The following is a 20177-nucleotide window of genomic DNA, read 5'->3' on the forward strand; positions in this document are numbered from 1 at the left end:
TTCTGGTACAAGAATCGCCGGTGTTGTCAACTCTGTATGAAACATATTGTGCGACAGTGTCATTCAATCGTCACCTGCAGAAATGCCGAGTAGGGACGCATGGATGCGATGGTTGCTCGACGGGATCGCCCGCGGCCCCTCTAGCAGGCGATTTTCGCCGAGAAGAGGGGGGTGGGGTTCACATATGTCGGTTGGCGTGGGTACGGTCGCTGTCGCTGGCTGGTTGTTTTCCAGCCGATAAGAAAAACCGACGAGTTTTCGTATGAGACGGAGGAATCGTGGCCCTTCCACAGTTGACTGACGAGCAGCGTGCCGCCGCGTTGGCGAAGGCGGCAGCCGCCCGCCGCGCCCGGGCCGAGCTCAAGGAGAAGCTCAAGAAAGGCGGCACCAATCTCAAGCAGGTGCTGAAGGACGCCGAGACCGATGAGGTCCTGGGCAAGATGAAGGTTTCTGCACTGCTGGAAGCCCTGCCCAAGGTTGGCAAGGTCAAGGCGCAGGAGATCATGACCGAGCTGGAGATCGCCCCGACCCGCCGTTTGCGTGGTCTCGGTGACCGTCAGCGCAAGGCGCTGCTGGAGCGGTTCGACTTCGCCTGATCTTCTCCAGATGACAGCTTCGATGAGGGGCCGGGTAGTAGTCCTATCCGGCCCCTCAGCCGTCGGTAAATCCACCGTGGTGCGTCGCCTGCGCGATGACGTGGATGGCCTTTTCTTCAGCGTCTCCGCCACCACCAGGGCCCCGAGGCCCGGTGAGGTGGATGGCGTGGACTACCACTTCGTCACTGCCGGGGAGTTTCAGCGGCTGATTGACACCGGTGCGCTGCTGGAATGGGCAGATATTCACGGCGGATTGCAGCGTTCGGGAACCCCTGCCGCGCCCGTCCGCGAGGCGATGGAGGCCGGTCGTCCGACCCTCATCGAGGTAGACCTGGCCGGTGCCCGTGCCATCAAGGCCGCACTTCCACAGGCCCTGACGGTCTTCCTGTCCCCACCGAGCTGGGACGCACTGGTGCAGCGGCTTACCGGCCGAGGCACCGAATCGAAGGCCGTGATCGCCCGGCGATTGGAAACTGCCGAGGTCGAAATGGCGGCTCAAAGTGACTTTGATGTCGTCGTCGTCAATGACCAGTTGGAAAATGCCTGCGCACAGTTGGTATCGTTATTGGTCGGACGTTAACCGGCAGCGCATCAACAGACACCGTGAACACCGCGCCAGCCATATTCAGCGCCATCCACCTATGCAGGAGATTTCTTAGTGAGCACCTCCCAGACCGACGTCATCGTTGAACCGGGCACCGACAGCTACGACGCCGCTCTTGACACGCCGCTGGGTATCACCAACCCGCCCATCGACGAGCTGTTGGCGCGGGCATCGAGCAAGTACGCGCTCGTGATCTACGCAGCCAAGCGCGCCCGCCAGATCAACGACTACTACAACCAGCTGGGCGACGGCATCCTCGAGTACGTGGGGCCGCTGGTCGAGCCGGGTCTGCAGGAAAAGCCGCTGTCGATCGCGTTGCGCGAGATCCACGGCGACCTGCTTGAGCACACCGAAGGCGAGTAGAAGCTGCGATGAGCGGCTTGCGCGAAGAGCATCGGGCCTGAGGTCCGGGCGGTGTCGCGGATCATCGTCGGAGTGGGCGGGGGAATTGCCGCCTACAAGGCCTGCACCGTGGTGCGCCAGCTCGCGGAGGCCGGACACAGCGTCCGAGTCATTCCCACCGAGTCGGCCCTGCAGTTCGTGGGTGCCGCGACCTTCGAGGCGCTCTCGGGTGAGCCGGCCAGAACCGGGGTGTTCGATGACGTCCCGGAAGTTCCCCATGTGCGGCTCGGGCAGGATGCCGACCTCGTGGTGGTCGCGCCTGCCACCGCAGATCTCCTATCCCGCGCAGCCACGGGTCGCGCCGACGATCTGCTGACCGCGACCCTGCTGACAGCCCGCTGTCCGGTACTTTTCGCCCCCGCGATGCACACGGAGATGTGGCTGCACGCCGCCACCCAGCAGAATGTCGCGACACTGCGTGAACGTGGCGCCGTCGTCTTAGAGCCTGCTTCGGGACGGCTCACCGGTGCTGACACCGGTCCCGGCCGCCTTCCCGAGGCCGAGGAAATCACTACGCTGGCGCAGCTACTGTTGGCGCGGGCCGACGCGCTGCCGCACGATCTGGCCGGTGTACGCGTCCTGGTCACCGCCGGAGGCACCCGCGAGCCTCTGGATCCCGTGCGCTTCATCGGGAACCGCAGTTCCGGTAAGCAGGGATACGCGATAGCCCGGGTCGCCGCACAGCGCGGCGCCGAGGTCACGCTCATCGCGGCCCACACCGTCGGACTGCCGGACCCGGCCGGGGTGGACGTGGTGCACATCAGCTCCGCCGCGCAACTGCAGGACGCGGTGACAAAACATGCTCCCGCGGCAGAGGCGTTGATCATGGCCGCCGCCGTGGCCGATTTCCGTCCCGCCCACGTTGCGACCAGCAAGATCAAAAAGAGCCACAGTGCCGACGGCGAGAATCCCGTAGACGCGCCTATCGAACTGCTGCGCAATGCCGACGTGCTGGCCGGTGTGGTCCATGCGCGCACAGACGGGCAGCTGCCCAAGATGCGGGCCATCGTCGGATTCGCCGCCGAAACCGGTGACGCCAACGGCGATGTGCTCCACCACGCCCGCGCCAAGTTGAAGCGCAAGGGCTGTGACCTGTTGGTAGTCAACGCCGTTGGTGAAGGACGAGCGTTTGAAGTAGACAGCAACGATGGTTGGCTGCTTTCCGTCCAAAGCGGCGGCGAGGTCACCGAAGTTGTCCTCGAGCACGGCACCAAAGTTCTGATGGCAAGCCGTATTGTGGATGCCGTCGCCGGGCTTTGTCAGTGAACCTGACAACCGGGCATGGCCCCGATGTCAATTCGTCGGCCATAATGATTAGGACACGTAACGATCTGAAAGGGGCTGCGCTGTGAGCTCAGCGGGACGGCTTTTCACCAGCGAATCGGTCACCGAGGGGCATCCGGACAAGATCTGTGATGCCATCAGCGACTCGATCCTCGATGCGCTGCTCGCCCAGGATCCCAAGTCCCGGGTCGCGGTGGAGACGCTGGTGACCACCGGTCAGGTCCACGTTGCCGGTGAGGTCACCACGTCGGCGTACGCCGACATCCCCAAGATCGTGCGTGATCGCGTACTGGAGATCGGTTACGACTCGTCGTCCAAGGGCTTCGACGGGCACTCCTGCGGTGTGAACATCGCCATCGGCGCCCAGTCGCCCGATATCGCCCAGGGCGTCGATACTGCCCACGAGGCCCGCGTCGAGGGTGCTGCCGACCCGCTGGACGCCCAGGGCGCCGGTGACCAGGGCCTGATGTTCGGCTACGCCATCAACGACACCCCCGAGCTGATGCCGCTGCCCATCGCGCTGGCGCACCGCCTCGCCCGCCGGCTGACCGAGGTTCGCAAGGAAGGGCTGTTGCCGTACCTGCGGCCCGACGGCAAGACCCAGGTCACCATCGAATACGACGGCTACAAGGCAGTGCGGCTCGACACGGTCGTGCTCTCCACGCAGCACGCCGCCGATATCGACCTGGACAACCTGCTGACTCCGGATATCCGCGAGAAGGTCGTGAACACGGTCCTGGACGAGCTGGATCAGGAATCGCTGGACATTTCCGACTACCGGCTGCTGGTGAACCCCACCGGAAAGTTCGTCCTGGGTGGCCCGATGGGCGATGCCGGCCTGACCGGCCGCAAGATCATCGTCGACACCTACGGTGGCTGGGCCCGCCACGGCGGCGGCGCGTTCTCCGGCAAGGATCCGTCAAAGGTGGACCGTTCGGCCGCCTACGCGATGCGCTGGGTGGCCAAGAACGTGGTGGCCGCCGGGCTGGCAGACCGGGTAGAGGTGCAGGTCGCCTACGCGATCGGCAAGGCCGCTCCGGTGGGCCTGTTCATCGACACCTTCGGCACCAACACGGTCGACCAGGTCAAGATCGAGAAGGCCATCAACGAGGTGTTCGATCTGCGCCCGGGTGCGATCATCCGCGATCTGGATCTGCTGCGGCCGATCTACGCACAGACCGCCGCGTACGGCCACTTCGGCCGTACGGATATCGACCTGCCGTGGGAGCGGACCGACCGGGTCGACGCGCTCAAAGCCGCCATCTAGCTTTTCAGAAAAGACGCCGAGTGCGAGCAGAACTAACTGTTCACGCTCGGCGTCTTCGTCGTACCGGCACCAACCCTCCGCACTCAGATGAAGTAGGGAATCAGTGCTTTCCGGTCGGTCGGGTAGTCGGTGAACTTTTCCCGGTACCAGCGGTGGGTGGCCAGCGCGCGGGGGATCAGATTGCCGGCGGTGATCAGCAGAATGGCGACGCCGGGCAGGGCCCAGGTGAGTAAGGCGAACCCGGACCAGGCGATCAGCTCGCCCAGATACGCCGGGCTGCTAACAAATCGGAACCCAGCACCAAACGGGATGCGATATTCGATACCGCCAGGGCCCTTCTTGTCACGTAGGTTTCGCACGATGGACTCGGAGCTGAGTAGCAGCGCGAATCCGCACAGGTAGATCGCCAGGCCCGCCAGGAATCGTGGGTCCCGCAGCCAGGCGCTGTCGTATTGCCCGAAGAAGTTGTGGCTGAAGAGGGTTCCGTTGAGGTATCCGTGCATTGTCGTCACGAGCATGCCCATGACGACAACCGAGACGTTGAAGGTGCTGCGCTTGCCGGGTACCTGGCGGATGGCGAGTGGGAAGTACCAGCCGCGGTTGGCGTAGTGCAGCATCCATATCCCGGCGAGAACCAGTGACGCCGGCTCGAAGCGGGCCGGTCCGGTGAGATAACAGATGAGAAAAACCGCGGTCGCCGGAATCTCCATCAGCCACCAACCGAGTTTCGGATTCAGATTGAGCCCGAGTTTCGTTGTCGAGAAGCGCCCGTACGAACTCTGGGCGAAGAGTCCTCCGACGATCACGAATGCCGCGAACCCGAAGGCCGCCGTCAGCACGGTGTCGTAAACGGTGTTGCCGGTATACCAGTGCATCGTGTTTCCCTCGGTGAGCGCGCGGCATCGCCCGGACGCGTACCGCAGAACTGCAACGTGTTCTACCACGCCCGCGCGGGGTGCGGAAAAAGTGGGCGGCCGCAGGGGTACTTACCGGCCGTTGCACGGTTTGACGCGCGCACGGAGCGAGGTGCGCATAGGGTCGGTCAATGACGGTGTCTGATGCTCTTCGCGCGAGCGGCTCGTCGGTGATCAGAGCCGCACTGACGCAAGCGACTTGGACCGGCGACAAGGAATCCATGCTCGCCAAGCACGAGCGCTTCGTCGCTGAGGCCGCGGCCCAGGGCGCCCAGGTGATCTGCTTCCAGGAGCTCTTCTACGGTCCCTACTTCGGCATCGTTCAGGACAAGAAGTACTACGGCTACGCCGAGCCCGTGCCTGGTCCGGTCACCGAGCGGTTCGCGGCGCTCGCCAGGGAACACCGGATGGTCATGGTGCTACCGGTGTATGAGGAGGAGCGGCCGGGCGTCCTCTACAACACCGCTGCGGTCGTGGACGCCGACGGGACCTACCTGGGCAAATATCGCAAGCATCACATTCCGCACCTCGACCGGTTTTGGGAGAAGTTCTACTTTCGGCCGGGGAACCTCGGATACCCGGTGTTCGACACCGCGGTCGGGAAGATCGGCGTCTACATCTGTTACGACCGGCATTTCCCGGAAGGCTGGCGTAACTACGGGCTCGCGGGAGCAGAGGTGGTTTTCAACCCGTCGGCAACCAAACCCGGTCTGTCCAACAGACTTTGGGAGCTAGAGCAGCCTGCGGCGGCAGCAGCCAACCAGTACTTTGTCGGGGCCAACAACCGAATAGGAACCGAGAACGGTGAATTCGGGGATCAGGCCGTAACGTTCTACGGCAGTTCCTACTTCGTCGACCCGCGTGGCAACTATGTCGGCGAGATCGCCTCCGAGAGTGCCGAAGAGATCGTGATACGGGATCTGGATCTGTCCGTGGTCCGTGAGGTGCGGGGCGACTGGCAGTTCTACCGGGATCGCCGGCCCGACACCTACGGTCCGATCGTCGCTCCCTAGGAGGCTGTCGATGACAACGACCCTGATCCGAGGCGGCACCGTGGTGACGGCGACCGGCCGCGGCGACGCGGATGTTCTGGTCGACGGCGAGAAGATCGCGGCGGTCCTGCTGCCCGGCAGCACGCTACTGGGAGTAGACCTGGCCGGTGCGGTCGACACCGTGATCGAGGCCGACGGTAAGTACGTCATCCCGGGGGGAATTGACGCGCACACCCATATGTCGATGCCCTTCGGCGGCACCACGGCGTCGGACGACTTCGAGACCGGGACGCGCGCGGCGGCCTGGGGCGGCACCACCACCATCATCGACTTCGCTGTGCAGAAGTACGGTGAGCGGCTGCAGGATTCGCTGCAGACATGGCATGAGATGGCGTCGGGCCAGTGCGCGGTCGACTACTCCTTTCACCAGATTGTGGGTGACGTCAACGATGCCTCCCTCACGGCTCTGCGCGGTCTGGCCGATGAGGGCATCACGAGTTACAAGATGTTCATGGCCTACCCGGGTGTCTTCTACAGCAACGACGCACAGATATTGCGCGCCATGCAGGTGGGTGCCGACACCGGGCTGATGACCATGATGCACGCCGAGAATGGTCCTGCTATAGACGTTTTGGTGGCTCAGTTGCTCGCGGCGGGAAAGACGGATCCGTACTACCACGGGATCGCGCGGGCCTGGCAGCTCGAGGAGGAGGCGACGCACCGCGCCATCATGTTGTCCAACCTGACGGGGGCGCCGCTGTACGTCGTGCACGTCTCGGCGAAACAGGCAGTCGCCCAACTGGCCGCGGCGCGTGATGCCGGTCAGAACGTATACGGCGAGACCTGCCCGCAGTATTTGTACCTGTCCCTTGAGGAGAATCTCGGTGCGCCGGGCTTCGAGGGAGCCAAGTGGGTCTGCTCGACACCGCTGCGGTCCAAGCATGAACATCACCAGGATGAGATGTGGCGCGCGCTGCGCACCAACGACATACAGATGGTGTCGACCGATCATTGCCCGTTCTGCATGAAGGGGCAGAAGGACATGGGCGTCGGCGATTTCTCGAAGATTCCCAATGGGATCGGCTCGATCGAGCACCGGATGGATCTGCTGTACCAGGGAGTTGTGGACGGCCGGATCACCGTGGAGCGGTGGGTGGAGATCACCTCGACGACCCCGGCCCGGATGTTCGGGCTCTACGGCCGCAAGGGGGTGATCGCGCCGGATGCCGACGCGGACATCGTCGTCTACGACCCCCACGGGCACACTTCGATCGGGTTGGGTAAGACCCACCACATGAACATGGACCATTCGGCGTGGGAGGGGTATGAGATCGACGGACACGTCGACACCGTGCTCTCCCGCGGGAAGGTGATCGTCGACGGCGACGAGTATCTGGGCAGCAAGGGAGACGGTGTGTTTGTGCGCCGCGACCTGTGTCAATACCTCATCTGAGACTGGTCGAAAGAGAGGGCCTGCGATGGATTTCGGAGTTGTCCTGCAATGTGATCCACCGGCTGCGCGAACCGTGCAGCTGGCCAAACTTGCCGAGGCACATGGCTTCAGTCATCTGTGGACCTTCGATTCACACGTGCTGTGGCAGGAGCCCTACGTGCTCTACAGCCAGATTCTGCATGAGACGAAGCGGATTGTCGTGGGGCCCATGGTGACCAATCCGGCGACCCGAGACTGGACCGTCACCGCGTCGCTGTACGCCACCCTGAACGACATGTACGGCAACCGCACTATCTGCGGCATCGGCCGGGGTGATTCGGCGGTCCGGGTGACCGGCGGCGCGCCTACAACCCTGGCCACGCTGCGTGACTCGATCCACGTCATCAGGGAGCTCGCGAATTCGCGGCCGGTCGAATACCACGGTGCCACTATGCAATTCCCGTGGAGCCGCGGCTCCACGCTCGAGGTATGGGTCGCCGCATACGGGCCTAAGGCGCTCGCCCTGGCCGGCGAAGTAGCGGACGGTTTCATCTTGCAGCTCGCCGATATCGACATCGCGCGGTGGATGATCGGGGCGGTGCGGGACGCCGCAGCGGCGGCCGGACGTGATCCGGCGGATGTGCGGATCTGCGTGGCCGCACCCATATATGTGGGATCGGACCGGGCGCATATGCGCGACCAATGCCGATGGTTCGGTGGCATGGTGGGCAATCACGTGGCCGACATCGTGACCAGGTACGGCTCCCATGGTCACGTACCGCAGTCTCTTACCGACTACATCGCTGGACGTGAGGGGTACGACTACAACCAGCACGGCCGGGCAGGGAACATCCACGCGAAGTTCGTGAGCGATGACATCGTCGAGCGCTTCTGTGTACTCGGCACCGCGGCAGATCACATCGCAAAGTTGTTGGAGCTCAAAGCTCTCGGGGTGGACCAGTTCGCGGGGTACCTCCAGCACGACAACAAGGAGGAGACCCTGCGGGTATACGGGGAAACGGTCATTCCCGCGCTGTCACAACACATCACGGCGAAGAGCTGATGGCGACGGCAGCGGGGGAGCTCGCGCCGGTAGCGGCTGCGGGCCGGCTGAGTAACGCGGACCTGGCGCCCACCACCCCGGCGCAGGCGACCTGGCGCACCTGGGACATCTTCTGTCTGTGGATGACCTCCGCGCACAGCCTGGGCAGCTACGGCTTCGCCGTCGGCATGTTGGCGCTGGGACTCACGGGCTGGCAGACCCTGTTGGCGCTTTTCGCCGGGGTGCTCGTGCTTTGGTTCGGGAGCAACCTGATCGGGATCGCCGGCCAACGGCTAGGAGTGCCGTTCCCCGTGTTCGCGCGCGCCACATTCGGGGTCTTCGGTGCCAATGTTCCGGCTCTGCTGCGCGGGCTGGTCGCGATCTTCTGGTACGGAATCCAGACCTACCTGGCGTCCACAGCGGTGATCGTGCTGCTTTTGCGGTTGGATCCCGGGCTGCGGGCGTGGACCGAGCCGACGTTCTTGGGCCTGCACGCACTGGGGTGGGCCGCCTTCCTGACGCTGTGGACCGTGCAGCTGCTGATCCTCAATTACGGCATGGAGATAGTCCGCAAGGCCTCCGATGTCGCCGGCCCGGTCGTGTGGATCGGGATGATCGCCCTGGCGATATGGATGCTGGCCAGTGTGGACTGGAGCATCGACTTCGGTGCCCGCGTCGGCGCGCCGCTGGCACCTGGGGCCACGGTGCTTGCCTTCACCGGAGTGGCGTTCCTGATGGTCGCTTTCATGGCCGGTCCCTTGGTCAACTACGCGGACTTCGCCCGGTTCGCACCCAGCCGCCGGGCGATCTTGCGCGGGAATGCCCTGGGTATCCCACTCAACGAGACGGCGTTTGTGGTGATCTCGATCGTCATTTCGCTTGCCGCGCTGAAGAAGTACGGCAGTGCGATGACCGATCCGGTGGAGCTGGTCGCCGATATCGATTCGGATGCCATCGTGATCGTCGCGGCGGTTCTCTTCGCCATCGCCACCGTGGGTATCAACGTGGTGCTCAACTTCGTCTCCCCGTCCTACGACATCTCCAACGTCGCACCGAAGTACATCTCGTTTCGCACCGGGGGCATCATCACCGCGGTCCTGTCGGTCGTCGTGCTGCCCTGGAAGGTCTGGGGGAATGAGGCCGCCATCGTGTACTTCCTCGGTGGGGTGGGCGCGTTGATGGGGCCGGTGTTCGGGATCCTGATTGTCGACTACTACCTGCTGCGTCGCCAGCGCACGAACACCGCGGATCTGTACTCAGAGTCCACCGAGGGTGCCTACTACTACATCCGCGGATTCAACCCCGCGGCATTGATCGCGCTGGGCGTCGCGGGTGCGGCGGCAGTCGCCATCGCGCTCGTGCCCTCGTCGCAGAGTCTGACGGCGCTTTCTTGGCCGGTTGGGGCGCTGTTGGGGGGCGCGCTGATGTACGTGTTGAGCTTGTCCCGCGTAGGGCTAGCCGTGCAGCGCCGTCCGGAGAGCGGCCAGTGAGCGGTCCCGCTCTGCGGTGGCGGCGGGCACGATATCGGCGTAACCCAGATAGCCGTGGATCAGGGTGGGGGCGTTGTGCAACTCCACCGCTACGCCGGCGCCGCTCAGCAGTTCGGCGTACTTGGCGCCGTCATCGCGCAGCGGATCGAACTGTGCGGTGCCGATGAACGCCGGGGCCAGCCCCTCGAAGCTCTCGGCACGGGCCGGGACCAGCGTCGGACCGGCGGTGGCGGGATTGGTGTCCCCGAGATACCACTTGCTCAGACCTGCGACCGCCTTGACGTCCAGCACGGGCGCCTCGGCGTTCTCGATCATCGACGGCAGTGTCACGTCGAAGGTGGTGGCCGGGTACCAGAGCAGCTGGAAGGCCAGCGGAATGCCGTTGTCACGGGCCAGCTGGGCCAGTACCGCAGATAGGTTGCCACCGGCGGAATCGCCCCCGACGGCAAGGCGATCCGGATCGCCACCGATGTCGGCGGCATGTTCGTGCACCCATTGCAACGCGGCCCAGCAGTCCTCGACCGCAGCCGGATAGGGATGCTCCGGCGCCAGCCGATAGTCCACCGACACCACCACGGCGTCGGCCTGCACTGCTGCAGCGCGACCGATCGCGTCGTGGGTATCCAGATCGCCGATTACCCAGCCGCCCCCGTGGATCAGCACGAACACCGGGTGTACTCGGTCCGTGGACGGGGAGTAGATACGCACCGGTATCTCTCCGGCGGGGCCGGGGATGGTGCGGTCCGCCACCTTGGCGACCTCGATCCACGGCGGGCGCGCGGTGGCGATTGCCCGATAGGCGTCCCGGGAAGCCTGCGGCCCATCTGGCGAAACGAGCTGAATCGGAACAGCTTCCAGGATCTTGAGGATGATCGGGTCGATGCTCGGTTCGGTGTGCGATGAGCCGCTTGCGCGAAGAGCGACGGAATCGGTCATCTCGTCACTGTATCGGGTGCTGACCTGCGAGTCGGGGGCGTCTGCTAGAACGACCAGGTGACTGCGACGCGGGCGATGGCCGAATACGAGCCGGTTGCTCGGGTACTGCCGCTGCTCACCGTGCCTCATCTGGATCGCGAGTTCGATTATTTGGTGTCGGCGGAGCAATCCGACGACGCCCAGCCCGGCGTGCGGGTGCGGGTGCGATTCCACGGTCGGCTGGTGGACGCGATCCTGTTGGAACGCCGCTCCGAAACCGATCACCCCGGCAAGCTCGGCTGGCTGGATCGTGTCGTGTCGCCCACGCGGGTGCTGACACCGGATGTGCGCAGGCTCGTCGACGCGGTGGCGGCCCGATATGCGGGAACCCGCGCCGACGTGTTGCGCCTGGCGCTGCCGCCCCGTCACGCACGCGTCGAGAAGGAAATCCGCGCGGCGCCGGCCGATCATTTCGTGGCATCGGCGGCCGATGGTTCGGGCTGGGGCCGCTATCAGCGTGGCGAACGATTTCTCGAGGCACTCTCGCAGGGCCGCGCCGCGCGTGCGGTGTGGCAGGCACTGCCCGGCGAGGCGTGGTGCACCCGCCTCGCGGAGGCCGCGGTGGCGGCGGTGAACACGGGCAGGGGAGTGCTCGCGGTCGTCCCGGATCAGCGCGATATCGATGCATTGGCAGCTGAATGTGTGAAACATGTGGGTGCACAACGTGTTATCGCGCTTTCGGCGGAACTCGGTCCTGCCGAGCGATACCGGCGCTGGCTGGCGGTTCTGCGTGGAGATGCGACGGTGGTGATCGGCACCAGAGCCGCGGTATTCGCACCGGTCTCCGATGTGGGTCTTGTGATGGTGTGGGACGACGGCGATGACAACCTCGCTGAGCCGCGCTCTCCTTACCCGCACGCCCGCGAGGTGGCGATGTTGCGGGCGCATCAGCTGCGGTGTGCGGCGGTGATCGGCGGATACGCGCGCACCGCCGAGTCGCAGGCACTCGTGGAGAGCGGCTGGGCGCACGATGTGGTGGCCGCCCGTGCGGTAGTGCGCAAGGCCTCCGCTCGGATCAGTGCCCTCGATGACAGCGGATATGCGCAGGAACGTGATCCGGCGGCGCGTTCGGCGCGGCTCCCCATGGTGGCGCTGAGCGCCGCCCGGGATGCGTTGAAGCGCGGGCATTCGGTTCTCGTGCAGGTACCGCGCCGTGGGTATGTTCCGGCATTGGCCTGTACCCGGTGCCGGACTGTCGCGCGGTGTCGTCACTGCACCGGCCCGCTGGCGCTGGAAGGACCCAGTGATACCTCAAGCCCCAGCTGTCGCTGGTGCGGGCGGGTCGATGCCGATCTGCGTTGTGCTCGCTGCGGCTCGGGTTCGGTACGCGCCGTCGTGGTGGGCGCGCGCAGGACTGCCGAAGAGCTGGGTAGAGCACTGCCGGGAGTTCCGGTGGTGACATCCGGGGGCGGCGAGGTACACGCCACAGTCACCGGGCCGCCGAGCCTGGTGGTATGCACACCGGGGGCAGAACCCTTGACTCCCAACGGATATGGCGCGGCTCTGCTCCTGGACGCGTGGGCGTTACTTGGCCGGCAGGACCTGCGTGCGGCGGAGGACACCTTGCGGAAGTGGATGGCTGCCGCCGCGTTGGTGCGCGGAGGTGACGAGGGCGGCGCCGTGGTTGTCGTCGCGGACTCGGCCCTGCCGACGGTGCAGGCACTCATCCGGTGGGATCCGGTGGGCCATGCCGCCGCCGAGCTGGCGGCCCGCGCGGAGGTCGGGTTACCGCCGCAGGTGCACATCGCGGCCATCGACGGGCCAGCCGCGGCGGTGGCCGCCCTCATCGACACAGCCGATCTTCCCGAGGGTGCCGAGCTGCTGGGGCCCGTTGATCTACCGGTGGGGGCGCGCCGCCCGGCCGGGATATCCGACGGCGTGGAGGTGGTGCGCATGCTCATTCGGGTCGAGCGCACCGCGGGACTTGAGATGGCCGCGGCTTTGCGCCGGGGGGTGGCAACGCTGAGTGCGCGGCGCGACGCCGAGCCCGTCAGAGTCCAGATCGATCCGCTGCACGTGGGGTAATCCGGCGAACTTCAGGAATTAGCGGCAGTGAGCGCGGGACTGCCACCGATACCGTGGGCGAAAGTCTCGACGATGTAGCCGAGAAGCTCCTCGCGGGTCATACCGCTCGTGTTTGTCCACCAGTTGATGGTCATGAGCACGCCCCCAACGGCGAGCCGCGACCAGATGGGTGCGAGCTGTCGCATATGCGCGCCGGGGAACTGGGCCTGCAAATGCTCTTCGGTCACCTGCGCAATGAGGTCGAAGACCCCGTGGTCGAGCCTCTCTTGGGCAGTGAGATCGCGATCGAGTGCGACGTACAGCTCCGGCTCCGCAGTGATCCAGTCGATCACTATGTCGGAAAATGCCCGGGTTTGATCGCGTATGTCGCCGACCATGCTGTCCCGCCAGGAACCGGCGATCAGCCGATCGGCATGACGGCGGCTCAACGCACGCAGCAGGTCCGCTTTGGTGGGAAAGATCGCGTAGCAGGCAGATCGGGCGAATCCTGCTTCCCTGGCGACCTCGGCAATGGACACGGAGCCGCCGCTGTTGCGAATCGCGCGCTCCGCGGCGTCGAGTAGCTCCTCTGTCCGCAATTTGCGATCATAGGGAGCGCCACTCGGCCGGCCTCGTCCTCTGGTAGCCATCAAGATTATGCTATCGGATGTATCCAGACTTGGGATCACTATCCTCGGCGAACGTCCCGGACTATCTGAGGCTCTATCCATCCACCTGGGATTCGATGTGGACGGCGCATCCTTCCTAGACTGACGCGGTGCGCATAGTGTTCGCCGGTACTCCGGCCCCGGCGTTGCCGTCTCTGCGAAGGCTGTTGGCCTCCCGTCATGAGGTGGTCGCGGTACTGACCCGGCCCGACGCCCGCGCGGGCCGGGGACGAGCCTCGGCCGCGTCGCCGGTCGCCGAGTTGGCCCGCGAGCATGGGCTCGCGGTGCTCACACCGTCGCTCCCGAACGCCCCCGAATTCGTCCGCGAGCTCACCGAACTCGCTCCGGACTGCTGCGCGGTGGTCGCCTACGGCGCCCTGCTGAAACCCGAGTTGCTCGCCGTGCCCGCGCATGGCTGGGTGAATCTGCATTTCTCGCTGTTACCCGCATGGCGCGGCGCCGCGCCCGTACAAGCGTCCATCGCGGCTGGTGATGAGATAACCGGTGCTACCACGTTTCTTATCGAGCCCGCATTGGACAGCGGACCCGTGTACGGCGTGGTCACCGAGCGGATCACTGCCGGGGACACCGCTGGTGCGCTGCTGGGCAGGCTCGCCGAATCCGGTGCGGGCCTTCTTGAATCGACAATGGACGGCATCGCAGACGGGGCGCTGGTGGCCGTTCCGCAGGTGGCTGACGGGGCGAGCACCGCACCGAAGATCACCGTGGAGCAGGCCCGTATCCGTTGGGAGCTTCCGGCCCATGTGATCGACCGCCATGTGCGCGCCATGACTCCCGAACCCGGTGCCTGGACAACCATCGGCGAGGCACGGGTCAAGGTGGGGCCGGTGCGGATGGATGTTGAGGAGCAGGCTGAACAACTGCCGCCTGGAGCGGTTTCGGTTCGCAAGCGTGGCGTGCTGGTCGGCACCGGTACGACGGCGATCGCGCTCAACGAGGTGCAACCCCAAGGTAAGAAGCTGATGAATGCTGTCGACTGGGCGCGCGGCGCCAGACTGGATGCGGAGGTTCGCGCACTGTGAGCACACGACCGCCGCGTCGGCGGCCCAACCAGGATTCACGTCCGCCTGAGCGGGCGCGCCGCAAGCTCGATCCGGCACGGCAGGCCGCGCTCGATGTGCTGCGGGCGGTATCGCGTCACGATGCGTACGCCAATCTGGCGCTACCCGCGTTGCTGCGTGAGCGCGGGATAGCGGGGCGCGACGCCGCCTTCGCCACCGAGCTCACCTATGGAACATCCAGGGCCCGTGGCCTTCTCGATGCGGTGATCGCATCGGCCGCCGGCCGCTCGATTGACCAGGTGGATGAGGGGCTGCTGGATCCGCTGCGGCTGGGTGCCTACCAGCTGCTGCGCACCCGCGTGGAACCCCACGCCGCACTGTCCACCACCGTAGATGCCGTTGCCGTCGAATTCGACCAGGGCAGAGCTGGTTTCGTGAACGCGGTACTACGCACCATTTCTCGTCGCAGCGAGCAAGAATGGGTGGAGGAGTTGGCCCCGCCGGAATCCGACAGGGTCGGCAGGCTCGCCTTCGCGACCGCTCACCCGCGGTGGATCGCTCAGGCGTTTTCCGATGCACTCGGCCCGGCCGCCGCTGAACTCGATGACGTGCTCGCCAGTGACGACGAGCGCCCTACCGTTCACCTCGCCGCTCGTCCGGGACATATAGACGCGGAAACGCTGGCCCACGAGGTGGGCGGCACCGTCGGTCGTTACTCGCCCTACGCGGTGTATCTACCCGGCGGAAACCCGGGCCGGCTGGAGGCGCTCCGTGACGGCCTGGCGCAGGTACAAGACGAAGGCAGCCAGCTGGTGGCGCGCGCGACCGCGCTGGCGCCACTCGACGGCACCGACGAACGATGGCTTGACCTGTGCGCCGGGCCAGGCGGCAAGACGGCTCTGTTGGGGGCGCTGGCAGCCGAGAGCGGTGCCCATGTCACGGCCGTAGAGATCGCCGCGCATCGGGCCGGGTTGGTCGCTACCGCCGCGAAGTCCTTACCGGTGACGGTGCTCACCGCGGATGGGCGGGAAAGCGGGCTGGCGCCCGCTTCCTTCGATCGCGTGCTGGTTGACGCACCGTGCACGGGGCTCGGCGCGCTGCGCCGCCGTCCGGAGGCTCGTTGGCGGCGTCAACCGGGCGATATCCCGGCGCTGGTCAAGCTGCAACGCGAATTGCTTTCCAGCGCCATCGAATTGACTCGGCCAGGCGGCGTCATCGTGTATAGCACCTGCTCGCCGCACCTGGCGGAAACGGTGGGTGTGGTCTCCGATGCGGTGCGGCGTCACCCGGTGACCGCCGAGGACGCCCGTGTGGTGTTCCCCGGTGTGGACCGACTGGGCGATGCCGATACGGTGCAATTGTGGCCGCACCGGCACGGTACCGATGCCATGTTCACCGCCCTCCTGCGCAAACACCCATAAAGCGGCACATAAGCTGAACGGCATGTCGCACCGCGCTCCCATGATCGCCCCATCGATCCTGTCCGCCGACTTCGCACGTCTTGCCGACGAGATGGCGGCCGTGGCAGGGGCCGACTGGCTGCACGTGGATGTCATGGACGGGCACTTCGTACCCAATCTGACGTTGGGCCTACCCGTTGTCGACAGCCTGCTCGCCGCAACCGACATCCCCATCGACTGCCACCTGATGATCGACAACCCCGATCGTTGGGCGCCGGGGTACGCCGAGGCGGGAGCGCACAATGTGACCTTTCATGCCGAGGCCACGGATAATCCGGTCGCCGTCGCCCGTGACATTCGTGCGGCGGGCGCCAAGGCCGGTCTCAGCATCAAACCGGGTACACCCTTGGATCCATATCTCAAAGTGCTCAAGGACTTTGACACGCTGCTGGTGATGTCGGTGGAACCAGGTTTTGGCGGACAGTCTTTCATCGCGGGCGTACTCGACAAGGTGCGTGCAGTGCGCAAGCTCGTCGACTCCGGCGAGCTGACTGTGCTCGTGGAGATTGACGGCGGGATCAACGCCGACACCATCGAGCAAGCCGCCGAGGCAGGCGTCGACTGTTTCGTTGCGGGTTCGGCCGTGTATGGGGCGCAAGACCCTCGAGCGGCGGTGCGGGCGCTGCGTGAACAAGCCGCCAGGGCGGCAGCACATTCGGCCCGCTGATATGACGGAATCGGCCAGCCCAATTGGCTTGGATGCCGCCATGGACCTGGCGATCCGGGCTGCTGAGGAAGTCAAGGGCGGCACCTATCCGAATCCGCCTGTTGGCGCGGTGATCCTGAATGCCGCGGGAGCGGTTACCGGGATAGGGGGTACCCGTCCGCCCGGGCAGGAGCATGCCGAGGTGGTGGCGCTGGCCCAGGCCGGCGATGCCGCAGCAGGTGGTACGGCCGTCGTCACTCTGGAGCCGTGCAATCACCAGGGGAGAACCGGGCCGTGTGTGGATGCGCTTGCAGCGGCGGGTGTTTCACGTGTTGTCTACGCCGTCGCCGACCCCAATCCGCGTGCAGCCGGGGGAGCCGAGCACTTGCGCGCGCTGGGCGTCGAGGTCCTGGGTGGCGTCGGTGCCGACCGGGTTGCCGCGGGACCACTGCGAGAGTGGCTGCATAAACAACGCACCGGACGCCCCCATGTCACCTGGAAATACGGTGCCAGTGTCGATGGGCGCAGTGCCGCCAATGACGGCACCAGTCAATGGATCACCAGCGAGCAGTCGCGGGCCGACGTGCATCGGCGGAGAGCGTTCGCCGATGCCGTCCTGGTGGGCACCGGCACCGTGTTCGCCGATGACCCGCAGCTCACCGCACGCACTCCCGACAACGTCCTGTTTCCGCACCAGCCGCTACGCGTCGTTGTCGGTATGCGCGAGGTTTCCTCGGACGCCAAGGTATTGAACGACGACTCGCACACCATGGTGATCCGGACGCACGACCCGGCCGAGGTGATTGCGGCCCTGGCGGATCGCACCGATGTCTTCTTGGAGGGCGGGCCGACACTGGCCGGGGCCTTCCTGCGTGCGGGGCTGGTAGACCGGATTTTGGCCTACCTCGCCCCGATGCTGTTGGGTGGCAACGTCCCCGCCGTGGAGGACGTGGGCGTCACCACCCTGTCGCGTGCGCTGCGCTGGGAGTACGACGATATCGAGCGGATGGGGCCTGATGTGCTACTGAGCCTCGTCCCCCGACTTACGTTGTGAACCGACGAATATCGCGATGCCAGCACCGATCACGCAGACGATTGCCGTGATCGCGAACATCTCGCTGTACATCTGGCTGTAGGCGTGGATGGACCGGTCGAGGAGCTGCTGTTGTAGCACAAGGAGATTCGGCTTTCCTTCCGGCTTGGGCTCCTTGGCGGCCAGTGCGTCGAAGTTCTGGTAGAAGCGGTGAATGCCCCAGCCGCCGAGGGCTGCCATCCCGATCAGCATGCCCGTCATCCGGGCCACCACCACCAGCGCCGATGCGATGCCGTGCTGTACCGCGGGCACCACGCGTAGCGCGGCCGAGGAGAGCGGGCCGATCACCAGGCCCAGACCCACACCGGCGACCACCAGGTCCGTGTCCAACCGGGGCAGTGTGAAGAACCCGAAATCGTGCCGGGCGGCCAACACGTCCACCGGCCAGCCCGATATCAGGTAATACCCGAACGCGGCGATCAGCAGACCGGTCACCGCAATGATCCGGTCGCCGAATCGGGTAGCCAGCCAGCCACCGATCACCGCGCCGATCGGCAGCGCGACGAGGAACCTCGACAGCAGGAACACGGCATTGGCCTTGTCCATCTGCAGCACGCCCTGCCCGAGCAGCTCGATGTTCACGAGCGTGACCATGAGTGCGGCTCCGGCGGCCAGCGATGCCGCCAGCGCCGCGAAGAATGGACCGAATCGAACTCCTTCGGGGCTGATCAACCGCGTCTTGGCGCGCGATTCCCAGAGGATGAACGCCACAAACGCGACCGCGGCCCCGGTGAGAACCGGCAGACCCCACTCCGGTAGTGCGGAGACCTTGGGATCGGGGCTGTACAAGCCCACGACCAGCAGGCCCAATGCGATGGCAAGGAGTGCGCCTCCGATGACGTCGACCTTCGGGCGGTTCGCGTCGTGCTCGTGCGCGGGAACGCTGAACTGAACCAGCACAATGGCGATGATTGCGAGCGGCACGTTGACCCAGAAGATGGCGGTCCAGGAGCCGAACAGCCACACACACAGCACGCCGTACAGCGGGCCCAGTACGCTGCCCAGTTCCTGCGCGGCACCGATGCCGCCGAGAACCGTGGCACGATTGCGTGCCGCCCAGAGATCGGCGCCCAGGGCCAGGGTGACTGGCAGCAGTGCGCCGCTCGCCACACCCTGGATGACCCGGCCAGTGACCAGCATCGTGAGATCGGTCGACATCGCGGTGACAACGGAACCGACTGCGAAGCCCACCAGCGCCAGCTGCAGAATCAGCCGGCGCCCGAATCGGTCGGAGGCTTGCCCCAGTAGTGGCATCGCCGCGATGTAGCCGAGCAGATACCCGGTGACGATCGGGGTGACCTGCTGGATGTTGTTCAGTGCAATGCCGACATCACGCATGATGTCGGTGATGACGCTGACCACGACATAGGTGTCGAGGGCACCGAGCAGGACCGCCAGACTTCCGGCGCCGATCGCGATGCCGCGATGCCGCAGCGGGAGGGCTGTCTCCTTGGCTGTGTCGATCACGAGGCGGGCTTGTCGACCGTGACCGGCTTGCCCCAATCGGACAACGACATCTCAATGGTGTTGCCCGGGGACGTATCGACGCTGATCTTGGACAGTGCGTGATTGCCGTCCTTCGCGATCCAGGCCTTGCCGGGGATGTCCGAGGTGAGCTTGGAGCCGGCGAAGGTGTTGATGGCGTCCTTGTTCACGGTCCCGGTCACGAGGACAGAATCGACACCGTCGACGGTCTCGGTCTTCTCGGACTTCGCGCCGGTGAAGTTCGACAGCAGGTTGGCCAACCCCTTGTTGGGATCCAGAATGATGCCGACGTCGTAAACGTCCTTGACGGGGCCCATGCTGGAGTAAGCGCTGCCGAGCTGGGCGAACAGCTCGCCGTCGACCACCACGAAGGGCAGCTCCAATCCGCCGGTCTTGGCGGTGCCCTTGGCGGCCAGGGCCGGTGTAGTGGTCAGATCACCGGTGAGTTCGGAGAGCTTGATGGTCGGCTTGTCGCCGGTGACTTTGAGGACGAGGTGTGTACTCGTCTGTGTCTTGGTGGTGGCTGCCGACTCACTCAGGAGTGTGGCGGCCTCGGGCAAGTTGACGTCGGCCTTGTCGGTCTTGGAGCAGCCGGCCAACGCGATGGTGGCGACTGCGACAGGGATAAGGGCGAGGCGGATGCGATTGCGCATGCGTTCGATCGTAGAGGCTGAGCGCGACCCCGGGGAGGCTCGCGACACGACGGAGTTGCTGGCAATGAAAATTGACACTCCAGCAATCCGGCGCCATGCTCGTTTGCAGGGCGGGATTGTCAACCGAGGGCTGGTTGTTGTGAAAAAC

General features: G+C 65.4%; 19 protein-coding genes. 14 read left to right on the forward strand and 5 right to left on the reverse strand.

From position 1 onward, the window contains the following. Positions 1 to 278: 278 nt before the first annotated feature. From mihF to metK, 5 genes are all read left to right on the forward strand, one after another. Entirely contained in the window at positions 279 to 596 is a 318-nt protein-coding gene (gene mihF, locus AC5Y5C_RS08285; RefSeq protein ID WP_499970900.1) for an integration host factor, actinobacterial type, read from the forward strand. 10 nt (positions 597 to 606) lie between these two features. Beyond that, on the forward strand, positions 607 to 1176 hold the full coding sequence (gene gmk, locus AC5Y5C_RS08290) for a guanylate kinase (RefSeq protein ID WP_499970902.1): 570 nt from the start codon (positions 607 to 609) through the stop codon (positions 1174 to 1176). A 78-nt stretch (positions 1177 to 1254) separates the two neighbouring features. Next, positions 1255 to 1563 carry a DNA-directed RNA polymerase subunit omega gene (gene rpoZ, locus AC5Y5C_RS08295; RefSeq protein WP_005057694.1) on the forward strand — a complete coding sequence of 103 codons (309 nt, stop codon included), beginning with the start codon at positions 1255 to 1257 and terminating at the stop codon, positions 1561 to 1563. A gap of 51 nt (positions 1564 to 1614) precedes the next feature. Continuing rightward, complete coding sequence (gene coaBC / locus AC5Y5C_RS08300) at positions 1615 to 2868, forward strand: bifunctional phosphopantothenoylcysteine decarboxylase/phosphopantothenate--cysteine ligase CoaBC (protein ID WP_499970904.1); 1254 nt, start codon at positions 1615 to 1617, stop codon at positions 2866 to 2868. Positions 2869 to 2950: 82 nt separating this feature from the next. Then, positions 2951 to 4153, forward strand: coding sequence for a methionine adenosyltransferase (metK, locus tag AC5Y5C_RS08305; protein ID WP_499970906.1), 1203 nt, complete (start codon positions 2951 to 2953; stop codon positions 4151 to 4153). A gap of 83 nt (positions 4154 to 4236) precedes the next feature. On the opposite strand, the gene AC5Y5C_RS08310 is transcribed toward metK, so the two are convergent. Continuing rightward, positions 4237 to 5028, reverse strand: coding sequence for a phosphatidylethanolamine N-methyltransferase family domain-containing protein (locus tag AC5Y5C_RS08310; RefSeq protein ID WP_499970908.1), 792 nt, complete (start codon positions 5026 to 5028; stop codon positions 4237 to 4239). 209 nt (positions 5029 to 5237) lie between these two features. Here AC5Y5C_RS08310 and AC5Y5C_RS08315 point away from each other — a divergent pair, with 209 nt between their 5' ends. Genes AC5Y5C_RS08315 through AC5Y5C_RS08330 form a run of 4 tightly spaced genes read left to right on the forward strand, consistent with a single transcriptional unit; the run spans position 5238 to position 10023 of the window. Continuing rightward, the gene (locus AC5Y5C_RS08315; protein ID WP_499971784.1) at positions 5238 to 6080 is read left to right on the forward strand and encodes a nitrilase-related carbon-nitrogen hydrolase; all 843 of its coding nucleotides are present in this window, start codon (positions 5238 to 5240) and stop codon (positions 6078 to 6080) included. Between the two features lie 10 nt (positions 6081 to 6090). Then, positions 6091 to 7512 carry a dihydropyrimidinase gene (hydA, locus tag AC5Y5C_RS08320; protein WP_499970910.1) on the forward strand — a complete coding sequence of 474 codons (1422 nt, stop codon included), beginning with the start codon at positions 6091 to 6093 and terminating at the stop codon, positions 7510 to 7512. 25 nt (positions 7513 to 7537) lie between these two features. Beyond that, a complete protein-coding gene (locus AC5Y5C_RS08325; protein WP_499970912.1) occupies positions 7538 to 8554 on the forward strand; it encodes a TIGR03842 family LLM class F420-dependent oxidoreductase in 1017 nt (338 codons plus the stop codon). Continuing rightward, the gene (locus tag AC5Y5C_RS08330; protein WP_499970913.1) at positions 8554 to 10023 is read left to right on the forward strand and encodes an NCS1 family nucleobase:cation symporter-1; all 1470 of its coding nucleotides are present in this window, start codon (positions 8554 to 8556) and stop codon (positions 10021 to 10023) included. The genes AC5Y5C_RS08325 and AC5Y5C_RS08330 overlap by 1 nt, the downstream gene beginning before the upstream one ends. Here the strand turns inward: AC5Y5C_RS08330 and AC5Y5C_RS08335 are convergent. Beyond that, the gene (locus AC5Y5C_RS08335; RefSeq protein ID WP_499970915.1) at positions 9988 to 10959 is read right to left on the reverse strand and encodes an alpha/beta hydrolase; all 972 of its coding nucleotides are present in this window, start codon (positions 10957 to 10959) and stop codon (positions 9988 to 9990) included. The two genes, AC5Y5C_RS08330 and AC5Y5C_RS08335, sit on opposite strands and share 36 nt — an antisense overlap. A gap of 57 nt (positions 10960 to 11016) precedes the next feature. Between AC5Y5C_RS08335 and AC5Y5C_RS08340 the strand changes: the two genes are divergently transcribed. Continuing rightward, complete coding sequence (locus AC5Y5C_RS08340; protein ID WP_499970917.1) at positions 11017 to 13023, forward strand: primosomal protein N'; 2007 nt, start codon at positions 11017 to 11019, stop codon at positions 13021 to 13023. Between the two features lie 11 nt (positions 13024 to 13034). Here the strand turns inward: AC5Y5C_RS08340 and AC5Y5C_RS08345 are convergent, their stop codons facing one another. After that, positions 13035 to 13601, reverse strand: coding sequence for a TetR/AcrR family transcriptional regulator (locus AC5Y5C_RS08345; protein WP_499970919.1), 567 nt, complete (start codon positions 13599 to 13601; stop codon positions 13035 to 13037). 179 nt (positions 13602 to 13780) lie between these two features. On the opposite strand from AC5Y5C_RS08345, the gene fmt reads away from it, so the two are divergent. The 4 genes from fmt to ribD are packed head-to-tail and all read left to right on the forward strand — an operon-like array spanning position 13781 to position 17852. After that, the gene (gene fmt, locus AC5Y5C_RS08350; RefSeq protein WP_499970921.1) at positions 13781 to 14713 is read left to right on the forward strand and encodes a methionyl-tRNA formyltransferase; all 933 of its coding nucleotides are present in this window, start codon (positions 13781 to 13783) and stop codon (positions 14711 to 14713) included. After that, positions 14710 to 16113, forward strand: a complete 1404-nt coding sequence (locus AC5Y5C_RS08355; RefSeq protein ID WP_499970923.1) for an RsmB/NOP family class I SAM-dependent RNA methyltransferase — start codon at positions 14710 to 14712, stop codon at positions 16111 to 16113. The genes fmt and AC5Y5C_RS08355 overlap by 4 nt, the downstream gene beginning before the upstream one ends. Before the next feature lie 40 nt (positions 16114 to 16153). Then, positions 16154 to 16819: a ribulose-phosphate 3-epimerase gene (gene rpe / locus AC5Y5C_RS08360; protein ID WP_499971786.1), complete on the forward strand. Its 666-nt coding sequence runs from the start codon at positions 16154 to 16156 to the stop codon at positions 16817 to 16819. 1 nt (position 16820) lies between these two features. Continuing rightward, entirely contained in the window at positions 16821 to 17852 is a 1032-nt protein-coding gene (ribD, locus tag AC5Y5C_RS08365; protein ID WP_499970925.1) for a bifunctional diaminohydroxyphosphoribosylaminopyrimidine deaminase/5-amino-6-(5-phosphoribosylamino)uracil reductase RibD, read from the forward strand. Here the strand turns inward: ribD and AC5Y5C_RS08370 are convergent. Both AC5Y5C_RS08370 and AC5Y5C_RS08375 read right to left on the reverse strand, forming a co-directional pair. Continuing rightward, positions 17820 to 19358, reverse strand: coding sequence for an MFS transporter (locus AC5Y5C_RS08370; protein WP_499970927.1), 1539 nt, complete (start codon positions 19356 to 19358; stop codon positions 17820 to 17822). The genes ribD and AC5Y5C_RS08370 overlap by 33 nt on opposite strands. Continuing rightward, entirely contained in the window at positions 19355 to 20029 is a 675-nt protein-coding gene (locus AC5Y5C_RS08375) for an LppX_LprAFG lipoprotein (protein WP_499970929.1), read from the reverse strand. Before AC5Y5C_RS08375 ends, AC5Y5C_RS08370 begins: the two co-directional genes overlap by 4 nt. Positions 20030 to 20177: the final 148 nt, after the last annotated feature.

It is taken from the genome of Mycobacterium sp. NGS15, from assembly GCF_059813245.1.